Raw genomic sequence first — 13,918 nt, forward strand, 5'->3', positions numbered from 1 at the left:
ATCAGGCAACAACAACCTTCGTCATCCCCTGTCATATAGTTACGTACGATCGTGGCGAAAGACCGGTTCCGCAACAGTGGTTTTGCTCCAAATCCGCATTGCCCACTGCTACGCAACCGCCCCCGCAAAACTACCGGGGATGCCGTCCGCTTCCGTCAGGAAAAGCAATGCAAGACCCGTTCCTTTTTTTGCCGGGCCGGCGCGCCTACGCGGCTATTTCTTTTCCATCACGCATTGCAGGGGATGCTGATGCTTGCGTGCAAAATCCATCACTTGCGTCACCTTGGTCTCGGCAATTTCATAGGTGAACACGCCGCACTCCCCGATACCGTGATGATGGACGTGGAGCATGATCTTGGTCGCCGCTTCCGCATCCTTCTGGAAAAACTTCTCAAGCACGTGAACGACGAACTCCATCGGCGTGTAATCGTCGTTCAGGATCAGGACACGGTAAAGGTTCGGACGCTTGGTCTTCGGCTTGACCTTGGTGATGACCGACGTCGCCGGCCCACCGGTCCCCGTATTGCGGTTTTCGTCGTTGCTCATCCGGGGAGCAGAAGCGGCCGTGGTCGCCGGCGCGGTCGAATAAGCTTTGTCAGTCAACTGCAACATGGCTCAGGCGTTCGAAATTCCAATGGGAAACCGGACAGCGCCTGACGGTTCTCCCGCGAGCTGCTAACGGCAACCATCGCAGAGTTCCCAGCAACGCTTTCCAGATCGCCGCTCCCGGTCCGACCCAGCGGCTGGATCGGCAATACGAATATGGGTCCGGCATCGCACCGCTGCAAGCGCATAAACGCAGCCCAGGCACCACCCGATTCGCGGTTCGGCAATCCCGGTAAGATTAATCGTTTCTGCCGGATTTGACAAAGGAAGCTCGCTCCGCTCGGCGGCCATGGAGGATAGCGGGCGCTTTTTGGCGCCCGATCCCGATTTGGTATTGCCCGGCTCACGACGTCCAGCCGGTTCTGGCGGTGTTCAACTCGATCGGGACGCCGCTCGCGAAGCTGCGCGCTGCCAGGATTTTCCCAAAATCAACGGCGCAAGAAAAAAGCCCGGCCGTAACGGCCGGGCTTTTTGTATTCGAAAAGGCTGCGCTGTTAGTGCGTCGCGGCAGGAACGAACTTGGAAACCAGGCCTTCGTAGGGCTTGAAAGTCTGCTTGGCGAGGTCGGTGTAGAGACCCGCGATCTTCTGGGTTTCGGCAACGAAGGTCTCGTAAGCTGAGCGCGCGAATTCGGTCTGCGCTTCAACCGCCTTGTCCAGCGACTTCACGCCGGAGAGCTTTTCCACAAACGACTTGGTGTCTTCGAACGACTTCTTGGCGTAGTCGCCATAGGCGGTCGCGATTGCCTGGACGCCGCTCTGCATGTTGCTCGCGGAAGCTGCGACCGTTTCGAGGTGCTCTTTACCGTAGGTCTGAATGTCTTCGACTTTGATCATGGTAGCTGAGTCCTTCCCAGACTGAATGTGCTGAAGTGATTTGCCGGGAGGTCCCGGCCCCCTGACACCGCCTCTATATAGTGCAGCGCACAATAGGTCAAGAAATTTTGTGCGACGCACAAATATACAGATATATCGAATTAGCTGACAACCCCGGGAAGTTGCGCAACGCTTGCTTAAGCTTTTGGAAACTCGCTCCGCCTAACCTGATTCCCGGACTTGTTCGCCTTCCGACAGACCGCCTGAAATCCATTTGTGAACAGCACATTAGCTAGAATAGCGACCTGATTGACCGCCCCAGCCGGAAATTTCGCCCGGATCGGCATGTCGAGCAGGGAAACATCAGCGGTCCGTTGGGCACAATTTCGCCTCACGAACCGGTGATCAAGATAGAAATTGGGACGGGGAAGTAAATGCTTCGTACAACCTTGGCTTCCTCGCGCGCGCTGCGAGTCTGCGTTCTCGGGCTGGCTACCTTCACCGCGGCGATACTGATCACGAGCGACCGTGCCGAGGCGCGCCGCTATCATCGCCACTACGCCCGCCATCACAGCAGCCATGAGGCGCGCGCGAGCTACAGCCCGCAATTCTCTTCGATCATCGTCGATGGAAATTCCGGCGCGGTGCTGGCCTCCAACAATCCCGACGGCAGCCGCCATCCCGCCTCGCTGACCAAGATCATGACGCTTTATCTGCTGTTCGAGCGTCTCGAATCCGGCAAGATGACGCTGGACACGGAAATGGACGTGTCCGAGCACGCCTCCGAACAGGCCCCGACCAAGCTCGGCCTCAGGCCCGGCCAGACCATCAAGGTCGAAGACGCCATCAAGGGACTGGTGACCCGCTCGGCCAACGACGCCGCCGTCGTGATCGCGGAAGCCATCGCCGGCGATGAGGGTGATTTCGCGAAGCTGATGACGCGCAAGGCGCGCGCGCTCGGCATGACCAGGACGGTCTATCGCAACGCCTCAGGCCTTCCCGATGATGATCAGGTGACCACCGCGCGCGATCAATCGACCTTGGGCCGCGCCATCCAGGATCGCTTCCCGCGCTATTACCGCTATTTCTCGACCAGCGTGTTCAACTATCACGGCCAGTCGATCCGCAACCATAATCACCTGCTCGGCAGCGTCGAAGGCATCGACGGCATCAAGACCGGCTACACCCGCGCGTCCGGCTTCAACCTCGTGAGCTCGCTGCGCCGCGGCAACCACCATCTGGTCGGCGTCGTGCTGGGCGGTCGCAGCGGTGGTTCGCGCGACGCCATCATGCGCAATCTGCTGGCCGAAAACCTCGAAAAGAGCGCCACCAAGCGCACCGTCGCCGCGATCACCGAACGCAATCCGGCAGATGCCAGCACTGACGTTGCCGAAGCCGACACCCGGCCGACCGAGATGGTTCAGCTCAACGGCGCCGGCGCGGCCGCTTCCGCGGAGCCCGCGATGGCCGCACTTCCGGCGACGCGGCCGGCGGCACCGGCGAAACCCTCGCTGATGGCGGCTGCGGCCGCTGCCCTGCCCCCGCCACCCGCCAAGCCTGAACAAGCCAGGGTCGAGCTGCAGGCCAGGCCCGAGCCCGCACCGTTCACCAATGGCGTGATCCAGACCCAGCCGATCGCAGTGATCCCGGGCTCGGCCGAGCCGATGAAGCCGGTCAGGGTGAAGACCGTCCAGATCAAGGCCGGGCAGATGAAGCTCGCCGCGGCCGGTCCGTCCCAGCCGGCCACTCCCATCACCAATGCGATCCCGCCGGCCCGCGCTGAAGTGGCGGAGACGTCGAGCGCGGTGGTGGCAAAGGCCGAAATCACCAAGACCGAAACGACCAAGCCGGAAATGCCGCCGCAGCCGGCCAATCACGGAACCGGAAACGGCGTGCTCGGCGTACTGCCCGCCGCGAGCGTGCCGTCCACCCCCTCGCAGGCCTTTACCTCACAGGTCTCTACCTCGCAGGCCTTGGCCTATGCCGAGCCGGCGCCCCGCGCCCAACCCCAAATGGTTCAACAGAACGGCGCCATCAAGCCCGCAGCCGCCATCGCCCACGCCGGCTGGATCATTCAGGTCGGCGCGCTGGAAAGCGAGAGCGAGGCCAAGCAGCGCATCGACCTCGCGCGCAACCAGGCCCGCGGCCTGCTCAGCAAGGCCGACCCGTTCACCGAGCCTGTGGTCGCCAAGGACAACCGAAAGCTTTACCGCGCCCGGTTCGCCGGCCTCGAGCGCGATCAGGCCGAAGCCGTCTGCAAGACGCTGAAGCGCGCCGACATTTCCTGCATCACCGTTCGCAACTGATCCACGGGTTGCTTTGCAAGTCGCAAGGCCGGCGCCGCAAGCGCCGGCCTTGTTGCTTTTGGAGAACACTCCCGGGAACTGTTGGGATCGCCGATCGATCGTGCGGCTATTCGGCCCGCTAAAAACTTCTCGGAAAGAATTTACGGTTAAGTTTCACGGAATGAACGATCGACCACGCCGGACAACGGCGGGCGACACGGGGCGTTGGTCAGAGAAGATGCAGAAGCAACTCGCGGTTCGTAGCGTTTGGTAGCGTAGCCGGAGTTAGCTGAGATGCGTGCGAAGCAGAGTATCCTTGGCCTCGTTTACACGGGAAGCGAGGTACGTCGACCCCCCCTGGTCGGGATGCAGTTTCTTCATCAGGGCGCGGTGCGCCCGGCTGATGTCGTCACGCCCCGCCCCCGGCTGCAGGCCAAGGATCTGATAAGCCTCCTCGTCCGTCATTTTGCCGCTCGGCGCCGCGCGGCGCTGCCCCCCTGTCGCGTTTCCCTGCGCGTCCTGACGCCAAGCGGGAAACCGGCGGTCCAGATAGCTTTCAAGTAACGAGACGCTTTCGGCGTCGAAGCCCGGTATCATCGCCGTCAGCCCCGCCAGGTCGAACTCGTCGAGCGAACGGCCGGCATTCGGCCCGTCGACGATCTGACCTCTGAGCTCGCCGCTGTCGTGGTCGAGGCTCATGTCGAGATATTGCGAGCGCACCCGCGAAGTCTGCCCCGCCGAACGCTGCGCGCCGCCGCCGAAGATGCCGCCGATATTGCCAAATCCCGATGCCCCGAACGGCGACCAGCCGAGCAGCCCGGCGCCGAAGATGCCAAGCGGGATCGCCACCGCCAGTTCGCCTTTCAGGCCGGTAAAGGCGGCCACCGCCAGCGCGACAACGCCGCCGCCGATCTTGATGACGCGCGCGAGCACGACCGGATTGGCTGCACGAAACATCTGCAGCAGCGAATAAAGCAGGACAACGGCGACGACGCCGGCAATCAGGGTTGGCATGAGGCCAATATAGTCGTCTCCGCGGCAAAAAACATGGCGGTCCTGGCGTTACCCAAGGCCTTGAAGCGGGTGTTGCAACGGGATCTTGCATCCATCCCGTTCAAGCAGGCCTGACGAAACCAAAACCGCCGTGGCATCTGCCGCAGGGATTTTATAATCTCGTTTCGACAGCGGTCGCAGACCGGTGGGAGCAGCGCGAATGGCGGCAGACGGACTGACGACCCTCCGCAGCAGCTACGGGCCAGGCGACACCATGAACCGGCTCGAGGCCGAGGTGAAGGCACGCGGCATGACGGTGTTTGCCCGCATCGATCATGCCGCCGGCGCGACGGGCGCCGGACTTTTGCTGCGGCCGACCGAGGTTTTGGTGTTTGGCAATGCCAAAGGAGGCACGCCGCTGATGCAATCGGTCCAGACCATTGGCATCGACCTGCCGCTGAAGGCACTGGTCTGGCAGGATGCATCCGGCGTCACATGGCTTTCCTACAATGATCCTGCCTGGCTCGCGCAACGGCACGGGCTCGCGGGCGAGACCAGCACGGCGATCGGCAACCTGTCGGCGGCCCTCGCGGCGGTGACGAAGGCGGCAATTTCGTCGTCGTAGTGCTTGGAGAGCTTTGCGATCGACTAACGATTTACTTCATCTGGCCGATCAGCTTGGCCGCACCGCTGCCGGTTTTCGACAGCCGCAGCAATGCCTCGCGTCCACCGGCGGCATAGGCGGCGGCGGCGCGCAGCAAATCGCGCAATTGGGCGGCGGCGCCGGGATCGAACCGGCAATACGCGCCGCCGGTGAGCCGCGCGATCTCGCGGAACGCCTGCTCGGCCGTGGCATCATGGCCTTCCTGAAACATGAACACGGGCACCTTCAGCAGGCCGAGTTCGCCGGCCTTGGCGCACAGCTCGTCGACCGACTCTTCCATCGCATCGCCGACGAACACCACGGCACGCACGGCGGAGGCGACCGCCTCCCGGCGCGCTTCCGACAGCACCTTGCCGATCTGGGTATTGCCGCCCTGGCAATCGATCTTGCTCATTAACTTCGCCAGTTGCGCGCTGTCGGAAATCCATCCCGTCGCGCGGCATTCGTGGAAGCCGCGGTAGTAGACAAGGCGGATGTCGAGACTGCCGAGCGAGGCCGCCTCGCGAAACATGTCGGCCTGCAGCGCGCAGGCCATGTCCCAGGTCGGCTGCCGGCTCATGGTGGCGTCGAGCGCGAACACCAGCCTGCCCCTGGCGCCCGCACGGAGCGGTGACATCGCCTTCGCCTTGGCGACGAAGGCGGCAATGTCGTCCGCCGCCGATGGCCGTGCTTCCGGCAACGGGCCGGCCTTGCGCTGACCGGCCGCTGGCGCGGAAGACACCTCACCTGCAGATTTGGGTTTGATCGGTTCGCCGGTCATGGTCGCTCGCCAGTTGCAGCGAACTCAATGTGGGACGGCAACCGAGACCGGTCAATGCGACGGCTTCGCGCAAATCCCATTACGGCCGAATGAAGCGTCGGGAGTGGGCCGGACGGTCAGTTCTGCTGCGGCGCATAGGGCGCAACCGGTCCGGCGTCGGTCATTGCGGGCGGCTTCTTGGTCACGACCGGCCGGAGCGGGCTGTCGTCGGCGATGAATTTGTCCAGCATGTCCTGGATCGACGACTTCGCCTGATCGGGGCCGGTATCGCGCATATCATTATGCTGGAAGCTGGTATTGACCACCGTAATACCGGCCTTGTCGCAATCCGCCGTATCGGGAATGACGCCCGGGTCGGTCTTGAACTGCGGATCCTTGGAGCGGAAGGACAGGATCTTGAACTTGCCGTCGGTCAGGAACGGAACCCGCAGATTGTCCAGTGTCACGACCTTCTTGATCTCGTCGGGATACTGCTTGGCGAAATACATCGTGATGTCGCCGCCCATCGAATGTCCGATCATCGTGAGCTTGTCGTAGTCGGCATTGGGCTGGACTTTGCGCATTTCGCTGACGGCGAAATGGATATTGGCGACGCCGCGCAGGATTTGCGGCAGGCGGCCGACATAAAGCTCACCGGGCTTGGTCACCATCGGCGGATCGCTAGGGAGATCATGCTGGGGGCTGATCACCAGATAGCCGCGGGCGGCGAAGATGTTGGCGAGGAACGAGTACTCGGTGTTCTTGACCGTGTTGCCATGGTTGAGGACCGCGACCGGCAAGGTGATCATGCCGGCATCGGCCTGCATTTCCTTGTCGTAGCGGACCGCGACATCCACCGCTACCAGACGGTCGTCGCGCGCCGGATCGTGGAACGACAGCGTCTCGTGCCTGATGGCCCACCTGCTCGCGGTGAAATACGCGACAGTGACCAGCACGGAAAGTGAAAGCAGAACGGTAATTCCACGTTTCATGTTCGTCCTCGGCACCCATCCCTGGGCGATTTTGGCTGGAGACTCTTTGGCCTCCTTCTTCAGCATATATGTCACGGCGACGTGACAGGAAGTCCAAATGTTGTGAAATGTCCGCCTGATCGTTGTGCGATGCACCTATCCATTGTGCAATTGCTCAGTCGACGGCGATCACCGGCCCTTTCCTAGCCTTACGACGCAACCAATCAAGCTTCGGTTCGGCGTCTCGATAAAAGTCTAATGAAAACGTCGCTCCCAGCGATCGGTTCCCAAACTACAACCTTTGGGCGGCGGCCGATATCCCGTACAAACACGGTTGTAGATCACGAGATTCAGCGCCGGATCGTCATTGGCCCGGAAGCCGGCAGTTTCAGCCTAAACTTGCCCTCTTGGAAGGCTAAAGGATTTAGGGCCGGCCGCCCGCGAGCCCGCCTGGCGCAATCGATTGCGTGCCGCGCGGGGCTGGAACTGCCCTTTCCGAGGATCAGGCGGAACTGAACCACGATTCAGGCGCTTGGATGTATCCGCCCGAGGTAACCTTCCGCCGCCAACAGCGGCTCGTTCCAGGATGACGGTATTGCGGCCCTCCTAGGCTCCGAGGCTAGGCGACGATGATGTCGTGGACTTCGAGCGGCTTGTCGACTTGGGTGAACCATTCGGCGCGATTGGCGGCGCGGCGGCGACCGCGTTCGTCGAGCGGCAGTTTCAGCTGGCGTAGCAGGCTCGTCACCTCCTCGCGCGCGGTGACGTGGCCGAGACTCGGCCGCGTCCCGAGCGTGGCCTCGTCGATGTCGTCGAGCGCGGTGAGGCCGCGCGGAAAAAACTCGCGGTAGACCACCCGCTCGGCAAAGCCGTCGATGGCGCGAAAACCCAACCGCAGCGACAGATCCTTCAGGCTGTCGGCGACGAGCTGCTTGTTGCGCGAGCCGATCATCGACAACCGGTTGCGGACCACGATCCAGTCGGTCGATGCGCCATCGAGCTGGCGGCGCTTGCGCCTGGTGTCGCGCACCATCTCCGCGTAATGGCTCTCGCCGGTCACCGAATAGGTGGCGGGATCGACGGTGCCGAGCACGTCGAAATCGAGAAAACTGTCGTTGATCGGCGTCACCAGCGTATCGGCCATCGAATGCGCCAGCCGCATCAGATAGGAGTCCGAGCCCGGCGTATCGATGACGATGAAATCGAAGCTGCGCTCGACCGTGCTCACCGCTTCCATGAACTGCAGGAATTCGGAATTTTCATTGTCGGCGATCTGCATCGTCTGGCCGAGCTTGATGCAGAAATGGACGGGGAGTTCGAGATCGAGACCGGTGCGGCGCGCCCAGGCCTTTCGATTGGCGATGTAGCGGGTGAAACTCTGTTGGCGGCAATCGAGGTCGATGGTGGCGACGCGCTGGCCGGCTTTCATCAGCGCGACAGCGATATGCAGGGCGGTGGTGGATTTTCCCGAACCGCCCTTCTCGTTGCCCAGCACAACGACATGCGCCGAGCCCGATTGACCCTGACTAGCCTGCAGCAGCATGATTCAACCCCCGTTGATATCTTCAAATCCGGCGCGGCTGCGGTCAAGTGAAATGCATGACAGATCTCTCAAATCGTTGTCGGTCTGCCTTAATCATGAATCGGCAGCACCACGCGGCTGCGCCGGCCGGTCACGCCGGCCGTTTGATGCACGCTGTCGCGGTCAGATGAACACGCTTGCCGCCAGCCGTCTTGGCGACGACGCCTCGGCCTTGGTAAGGTCGGTGTGCCCGCCGCAGGGCGAGGGCCATAGCGCCCTCACCCACCCGCCCCTCCAAGAGATCGAGCCCAGATGTCGCGAAGTCCCATGGTCGTCCGTACCGTTCCCGCATTACGCCGCGCCGTGGATGGCTTGCGGGCGCGAAAGGCCACAACCGCGCTGGTGCCAACCATGGGAGCGCTCCATGACGGCCATGTGTCGCTGGTGCGCCTCGCCAAACGCCGCGCCCAAAAAGTCATCGTCTCGATCTTTGTTAATCCCACCCAGTTCGCGCCGACCGAAGACTTCGGCTCGTACCCGCGGACCTGGAAGGCCGACCTCGCAAAACTCGCCGCCGAGAAGGTCGACCTGATCTGGAATCCCGACGTCAAGGCGATGTACCCGGACGGTTTTGCCACGCGGATCGTGCCGGAAGGTCCGGCGACCGCCGGCCTGGAGGACCGCTTCCGGCCGCACTTCTTCGGCGGCGTCGCCACCGTGGTCGGCAAGCTGTTCACGCAGGTCCGGCCGGATTTTGCGATTTTCGGCGAGAAGGATTTTCAGCAATTGCGGGTCGTGACCCAGATGGCCCGGGATCTCGATCTCAGCGTCAAGGTGATCGGGTCGAAGACCGTCCGGGAGCGTGACGGCCTCGCGATGTCCTCCCGCAACGTCTATCTGTCCCCGGACGAGCGGCAGACCGCGCCGGTGCTCTACCGCGCCATGAAGGAATGCGCCAAGCGCCTGAAGGCCGGCGACGATGTCGAAGCGGCGATGGCCGGCGGACGTGAACTGATCGCCGCTGCCGGTTTTGTCATCGACTATCTTGAGGCCCGGCACGCCGAGACGCTGGCGCCGATCGCCTCCGTCAGGGACGGGCCGGTGCGGATCCTGGTCGCGGCACGGCTTGGCAAGACGCGGCTGATCGACAATCTCGGGGTTTAGGCCGCCCGGCGGCTTGAAATGCAAAGCAGATGAGCCGGCGTCAGCTTGCGCAGAACTACGGCCGGATGGAATATCGCCGTGGTGGATTTGCGCGAAAGGTTTTGCCGAGGGGAGCGGCCAGCATGGGCACGTGGACCGTACGCACCGCCATCTTTGGCGGGCTGCTGAGCTTTGTCGCTGCCGGCTTTGCGCAGACATCGCAGCGGCCGCCGGTCGGCGGTATCGGTTCGCCGCCCGACGCCATGATCTTTTATGTCGCGCACGGCCCGGCCGGCGCCTGCGGGCAAGGCTGCTCGGAATGGATTGCCGCCGAAGGCACCGTGCAATGGGATACCCACAAGCGGCTGATCAACATTCTCGACCGGCAAAACGGGCGCAAGCTTCCCGTCGTCGTCCATTCCTGGGGCGAGTCCAATCTCAATGTCGCGACCAGCCTGGGCCGGATTCTGCGCGGCCGCGGCATCGACACCATGGCGGGGCCGACCGGGGTCGAAGCCTGCCGCGGCAAACCCGAGGCGGAATGTTTTGCGCTCAAGCGTCCGGGCGGGCCGCTCGAGGCCAGGATGAACGCGCCGGATGCCGTTCCTTGCGATCTCGCCTGCGTGCTGATCCTGGCGGGTGGCGTTCACCGCAGCCTGCCTGCCGGCACCAGGGTGATCCTGAGCGGCATGTCCATCCACAACCGGTTGGCGCCCAATGTCTCCAGGGACGAGCGCGAAGGCGCGTCGACCCGATTTGGCGAACTGTTCCGCATCTACCTGCACGACATGGGCGTGGAGACGGAGTTGCTCGACATCGTCGACCGGAATTCGGAAGCCCAGCGCCAGACCGAACTGCCGCCGTCCGAGTGGACCCGGCTGCGGATCGTCACCGAGACGTCGTTGTAACGCGCTTAAAGCAGCCCGAGATCGCGCAGTTCCTTGCGCATCGGCTCCGGCATCGACGCCACGCTGGCGGCGGCGGATTTGGTCAGGTCGGGCGGGGCTGAGTCTTCGGTGAAATAGCGCCAGCCCTGGAACGCCCGCATCGGCCGCGGCGAGACCGCGATCACCTTGGGCTGCATCACCAGGCGGCAGCGTCCGATACCGTCCTTGTCGCGGAACGGCTCGATCGCGATGATCTTTTCACGGGCTGCGATTTCACCCTTGATCACCCAATAAAGCGAACCGCCGGCGAGGACTTCCGCATCGCGTTTCGGCGTCATCCGCGTAACGTGAATATGCCGAAGCGGCAGGCCCTTTTTCTTCGCCGTCGCCATGCGTTCGGCGACCCAGGCCTTGAGTTCCTTGACGGACTCGCAGCCGACGGCAAGCTTGATGATATGAAGCGGCATGATGGCGGGATTTAGCGACCTGCGCGGGCTTTGAAAAGCATCAATCGTTCGAAGCCGCAGGCGCCTGTGCCGGCGGCGGCTGTGCCGCGGGCGCGGCGGCAGGCGCGATCTGGACCGGCGCCGCAGGCGGGCGCTTTGCTGCCGGCTTCTTGGCCGCAGCGAGCGCCGGCGATGCCGCAGGCGCCGGGCGTGGCGACGGCACCGGTGCCGCCGCGGTGGCCGTAGCCGGCGGCTTGGGTGCAGGCGACGTCGGTTCGGGCGTCATGATGTTCACGGGCGGGGTTGAAGCCGCACTTGGGAAGTCGGCATTGGTCGGCTTGCCGGTGGGCACTGACGGCGGCAGTCCGGCAATGAGCCCCGACCCCGCGGGCGTGGGCGCCGGCGCGTTCCACGACGGCGCGTATCGCGTAATCAGGTTCTCGTAGAGCCGCTCGTTCATGTTGGCCACGATCTGGTGGTTATCGACCAGCGAGCCGAACGCCGCGCAGGAGGCCGGCGAGCAGTGGTCGCGCGCCATCAGCGCATACGCCATCAGTCCATAGCGGTCGCGCTCGACCGCGCGCCGCAGCGCCTGCAACTCCGAACTCGGGTTTTTCCCCGCGGTGGCGATATCGCCGAACGCCGTCAGGCGGGTGATCTGGGCCGCCGCATAGGTCACCGCGGCGGCGGCCGAGTCCGGCGAGCCGAACAGCGTCTTCTCGCACGCGTTCAAGACCGCATCGCCGGCGAGGTCGTCGATGCAGGCCAGTGCCGGCAGCGTCGCGTTTACCGGCTGAACCGAGCGGGTTTCAGCCGACGCCAGCTGGCCGTCCGGACCGAAGCCGCGGATGGTCGCGGCCACCGCGACCGCGATCGCCAGCAGCGTGATGACCGTCAGCGCGCCGTTGGCCACGGATTTCTCCGCGCGCAGCAGCGTGATCAGGACGATGATCCCGAAAAATCCGGCCGCGGCGAGCGTCAGCCACATCGGAAACGTCGGCGAGCGCCAGATCTCATCCAGCGACGAAGCCCAGGCCCAGTTCATGCGCGGTGTCCCTCACGCAGCGTCAAACGCGATCGGCGAAAGCGAATGCGCTGTCGCTGCATCCAACTTTCGACAGAATGGTTCTGCGAACGGGGCCTTTTGACGGCGGCCTTGACGGAATCGCGTCAAGCGGCAGCTTGCGCGCACGTCTTTCAGGAGATCGCCAGCTGGCTTTCCTTGGCGACCCGTTCGAAAGCCTCAGTCGAGCTTTTGATGCGATACTGACAGTCGTCGCCATCAGTCGGCAGCAGCCGGATCACCTCATAGGTGCCGGTGGCGGCCGGACGGGCTACATTGCTCGCAGTAAAATAGACAGTCTCTCCAACGGAGTACTTGTGCTTCAACGCCGTCTCCATGACCCAAGATTGTCGGCCAGCTCACGGTCCCGCTAGCGTCGGCCGACTTGAGAACCCTGCGTCAACATAGCACACCACCGGCCCCAAAAGCCAGCAGCATCAGGGCATGGCAAATGCGCAAATTTTGCAGGTTTTTCAGTGCGATAAACGGCCAGATAAACGGCTATTCGAGGGTTCCGAGGGCGAAACCCCGCGGCCGCAACCGCAAACCGCGGTTCCGCCGGTCAGGCCGTATGCGGCAGCTTGCCGTCCGGGCTCGCGTGGTCCACCGCGGTTGGGAGCTGCTGCGCCAGTACCTTGGCGAGCTCGTCGACCGGAATGTTGAATTTGGCGGCCAACTGCCTGACGGTATCGCTGCCCAGCACCTGTTGTAGTTGCTCGGCCGTGATCGGCAGGTTCTGGCCATTGCCGATCCAGGATTTGACCTGATCGCCGAGGCCGGCCTGCTGCAGCTTGGCGACGATCGCCGACAATCCGCCTTGGCTGCCATTGCCGAGTACTTCGCTGAGCACCACCGGCACCACAGCGGCCTCGAGCTGACCGAGGACGCCCTTGAACGCAGGCGAATTTTCCAGTGAATCGAGAATTCCCATGGTCATGCCCTTTTCGTTCGATCGGCCAACGCCGCCAGGCAAATTCAGACTGCTTTACGATCGCTCCGTCAAGCGGCGATGATCGTCCCTGCTGTCACAATTCCTGCTTACACCGTTCAGATTCAGACCTTCTCGAGCCGTTCGATGACCAATGTTTCGGCGAGGCCCTCGCGGGTCCATTGCTGAAACGCCGGAAGCGACAGCATCGCATCGACATAAGGCTGCGCCTCGGGCGCGACCGGGATCGCATAGGTGCGGAAGCGATGCACGACGGGTGCAAACATCGCGTCCGCGCCGGAGAACGCGCCGAACAGAAATGGCCCCTGCTTGCCGTAGCGCGCGTGGCACTCGGCCCAGATTTGTTGAATCCGCGCGACATTGGCGCGCGCGTCGTCGGAGAGCGCGATCGCGCCGACCGGGCGGTGCAGGTTCATGCCGCATTCGTTGCGGAGCGCCATGAAGCCCGAATGCATCTCCGCCGAAATCGAGCGCGCATGCGCGCGGGCAGCGCGGTCTTCCGGCCACAGCCGAATTTCCGGGAATTTTTCGGCGATATATTCGATGATCGCAAGCGAATCCCAGATCGTGACATCGCCGTCGATCAAGGCCGGCACCTTGCCCGCACGGCTGAAACTCAGGATGCGATCCTTGTCGGCCTTGTCGTCGGTATAGAGCGGGATCAACACCTCGTCGAAGGCGATGTTGTTGGCGCGCAGCGCCAGCCACGGCCGCATCGACCATGACGAATAGTTCTTGTTGCCAATCACCAGTTTCAACATTTAAGGGAAATCCTGTTGGGATCGCCATCTTGCCATAGTGCGTTGCGCCCGTTCAACCTGTACATCACCTTGAT

15 protein-coding genes are annotated in these 13,918 nt (G+C 63.1%); 4 read left to right on the top strand and 11 right to left on the bottom strand.

From position 1 onward, the window contains the following. Window positions 1-213: 213 nt before the first annotated feature. Window positions 214-546 (bottom strand): ATP-dependent Clp protease adapter ClpS, encoded by a 333-nt coding sequence (clpS, locus tag NL528_RS26905; RefSeq protein WP_074278547.1) that lies wholly within the window; start codon window positions 544-546, stop codon window positions 214-216. 554 nt (window positions 547-1,100) lie between these two features. Then, on the bottom strand, window positions 1,101-1,442 hold the full coding sequence (locus NL528_RS26910; RefSeq protein ID WP_309177480.1) for a phasin family protein: 342 nt from the start codon (window positions 1,440-1,442) through the stop codon (window positions 1,101-1,103). A 413-nt stretch (window positions 1,443-1,855) separates the two neighbouring features. On the opposite strand from NL528_RS26910, the gene NL528_RS26915 reads away from it, so the two are divergent. Further along, window positions 1,856-3,727, top strand: coding sequence for a serine hydrolase (locus tag NL528_RS26915; RefSeq protein ID WP_309177481.1), 1,872 nt, complete (start codon window positions 1,856-1,858; stop codon window positions 3,725-3,727). A 264-nt stretch (window positions 3,728-3,991) separates the two neighbouring features. On the opposite strand, the gene NL528_RS26920 is transcribed toward NL528_RS26915, so the two are convergent. Beyond that, the gene (locus NL528_RS26920; RefSeq protein WP_309177482.1) at window positions 3,992-4,720 is read right to left on the bottom strand and encodes a DnaJ domain-containing protein; all 729 of its coding nucleotides are present in this window, start codon (window positions 4,718-4,720) and stop codon (window positions 3,992-3,994) included. A gap of 199 nt (window positions 4,721-4,919) precedes the next feature. Here NL528_RS26920 and NL528_RS26925 point away from each other — a divergent pair, with 199 nt between their 5' ends. Then, complete coding sequence (locus NL528_RS26925) at window positions 4,920-5,324, top strand: DUF302 domain-containing protein (protein ID WP_309177483.1); 405 nt, start codon at window positions 4,920-4,922, stop codon at window positions 5,322-5,324. A gap of 31 nt (window positions 5,325-5,355) precedes the next feature. Here the strand turns inward: NL528_RS26925 and NL528_RS26930 are convergent, their stop codons facing one another. The 3 genes from NL528_RS26930 to NL528_RS26940 all read right to left on the bottom strand — a co-directional run bounded on the left by NL528_RS26930 (window position 5,356) and on the right by NL528_RS26940 (window position 8,616). After that, window positions 5,356-6,123, bottom strand: a complete 768-nt coding sequence (locus NL528_RS26930) for a VWA domain-containing protein (protein WP_309177484.1) — start codon at window positions 6,121-6,123, stop codon at window positions 5,356-5,358. Window positions 6,124-6,239: 116 nt separating this feature from the next. Beyond that, window positions 6,240-7,094, bottom strand: a complete 855-nt coding sequence (locus tag NL528_RS26935) for an alpha/beta fold hydrolase (protein WP_309177485.1) — start codon at window positions 7,092-7,094, stop codon at window positions 6,240-6,242. Between the two features lie 598 nt (window positions 7,095-7,692). Then, window positions 7,693-8,616, bottom strand: coding sequence for a division plane positioning ATPase MipZ (locus tag NL528_RS26940; RefSeq protein WP_309177486.1), 924 nt, complete (start codon window positions 8,614-8,616; stop codon window positions 7,693-7,695). Window positions 8,617-8,907: 291 nt separating this feature from the next. Here NL528_RS26940 and panC point away from each other — a divergent pair, with 291 nt between their 5' ends. Together panC and NL528_RS26950 are read left to right on the top strand one after the other, a co-directional pair. Then, on the top strand, window positions 8,908-9,759 hold the full coding sequence (panC, locus tag NL528_RS26945) for a pantoate--beta-alanine ligase (RefSeq protein ID WP_309177487.1): 852 nt from the start codon (window positions 8,908-8,910) through the stop codon (window positions 9,757-9,759). Between the two features lie 122 nt (window positions 9,760-9,881). Next, window positions 9,882-10,646 (top strand): hypothetical protein, encoded by a 765-nt coding sequence (locus tag NL528_RS26950; RefSeq protein WP_309177488.1) that lies wholly within the window; start codon window positions 9,882-9,884, stop codon window positions 10,644-10,646. A 5-nt stretch (window positions 10,647-10,651) separates the two neighbouring features. Here the strand turns inward: NL528_RS26950 and NL528_RS26955 are convergent, their stop codons facing one another. The 5 genes from NL528_RS26955 to NL528_RS26975 all read right to left on the bottom strand — a co-directional run bounded on the left by NL528_RS26955 (window position 10,652) and on the right by NL528_RS26975 (window position 13,844). Beyond that, entirely contained in the window at window positions 10,652-11,092 is a 441-nt protein-coding gene (locus NL528_RS26955; RefSeq protein ID WP_074276151.1) for a DUF1489 family protein, read from the bottom strand. 40 nt (window positions 11,093-11,132) lie between these two features. After that, entirely contained in the window at window positions 11,133-12,116 is a 984-nt protein-coding gene (locus NL528_RS26960) for a hypothetical protein (protein ID WP_309177489.1), read from the bottom strand. A gap of 152 nt (window positions 12,117-12,268) precedes the next feature. After that, window positions 12,269-12,472 (bottom strand): hypothetical protein, encoded by a 204-nt coding sequence (locus NL528_RS26965; protein ID WP_309177490.1) that lies wholly within the window; start codon window positions 12,470-12,472, stop codon window positions 12,269-12,271. A 224-nt stretch (window positions 12,473-12,696) separates the two neighbouring features. After that, window positions 12,697-13,065: a YidB family protein gene (locus NL528_RS26970; RefSeq protein ID WP_309185043.1), complete on the bottom strand. Its 369-nt coding sequence runs from the start codon at window positions 13,063-13,065 to the stop codon at window positions 12,697-12,699. 122 nt (window positions 13,066-13,187) lie between these two features. Continuing rightward, window positions 13,188-13,844: a glutathione S-transferase family protein gene (locus NL528_RS26975; RefSeq protein ID WP_309177491.1), complete on the bottom strand. Its 657-nt coding sequence runs from the start codon at window positions 13,842-13,844 to the stop codon at window positions 13,188-13,190. Between the last annotated feature and the right edge of the window lie 74 nt (window positions 13,845-13,918).

Origin of the sequence: Bradyrhizobium sp. Ash2021 (assembly GCF_031202265.1) — a bacterium.
In the GTDB taxonomy this organism is placed as follows: Bacteria; Pseudomonadota; Alphaproteobacteria; order Rhizobiales; family Xanthobacteraceae; genus Bradyrhizobium.

What these genes read in the sequence shown, in the direction of transcription:
- NL528_RS26970 (WP_309185043.1), bottom strand. Translation starts at nt 13,065, where the DNA reads ATGGGAATTCTCGATTCACTGGAAAATTCGCCTGCGTTCAAGGGCGTC.
- NL528_RS26930 (WP_309177484.1), bottom strand. Translation starts at nt 6,123, where the DNA reads ATGACCGGCGAACCGATCAAACCCAAATCTGCAGGTGAGGTGTCTTCC.
- NL528_RS26925 (WP_309177483.1), top strand. Translation starts at nt 4,920, where the DNA reads ATGGCGGCAGACGGACTGACGACCCTCCGCAGCAGCTACGGGCCAGGC.
- panC (WP_309177487.1), top strand. Translation starts at nt 8,908, where the DNA reads ATGTCGCGAAGTCCCATGGTCGTCCGTACCGTTCCCGCATTACGCCGC.
- NL528_RS26915 (WP_309177481.1), top strand. Translation starts at nt 1,856, where the DNA reads ATGCTTCGTACAACCTTGGCTTCCTCGCGCGCGCTGCGAGTCTGCGTT.
- NL528_RS26910 (WP_309177480.1), bottom strand. Translation starts at nt 1,442, where the DNA reads ATGATCAAAGTCGAAGACATTCAGACCTACGGTAAAGAGCACCTCGAA.
- NL528_RS26920 (WP_309177482.1), bottom strand. Translation starts at nt 4,720, where the DNA reads ATGCCAACCCTGATTGCCGGCGTCGTCGCCGTTGTCCTGCTTTATTCG.
- NL528_RS26950 (WP_309177488.1), top strand. Translation starts at nt 9,882, where the DNA reads ATGGGCACGTGGACCGTACGCACCGCCATCTTTGGCGGGCTGCTGAGC.
- clpS (WP_074278547.1), bottom strand. Translation starts at nt 546, where the DNA reads ATGAGCAACGACGAAAACCGCAATACGGGGACCGGTGGGCCGGCGACG.
- NL528_RS26960 (WP_309177489.1), bottom strand. Translation starts at nt 12,116, where the DNA reads ATGAACTGGGCCTGGGCTTCGTCGCTGGATGAGATCTGGCGCTCGCCG.
- NL528_RS26935 (WP_309177485.1), bottom strand. Translation starts at nt 7,094, where the DNA reads ATGAAACGTGGAATTACCGTTCTGCTTTCACTTTCCGTGCTGGTCACT.
- NL528_RS26940 (WP_309177486.1), bottom strand. Translation starts at nt 8,616, where the DNA reads ATGCTGCTGCAGGCTAGTCAGGGTCAATCGGGCTCGGCGCATGTCGTT.
- NL528_RS26965 (WP_309177490.1), bottom strand. Translation starts at nt 12,472, where the DNA reads ATGGAGACGGCGTTGAAGCACAAGTACTCCGTTGGAGAGACTGTCTAT.
- NL528_RS26955 (WP_074276151.1), bottom strand. Translation starts at nt 11,092, where the DNA reads ATGCCGCTTCATATCATCAAGCTTGCCGTCGGCTGCGAGTCCGTCAAG.
- NL528_RS26975 (WP_309177491.1), bottom strand. Translation starts at nt 13,844, where the DNA reads ATGTTGAAACTGGTGATTGGCAACAAGAACTATTCGTCATGGTCGATG.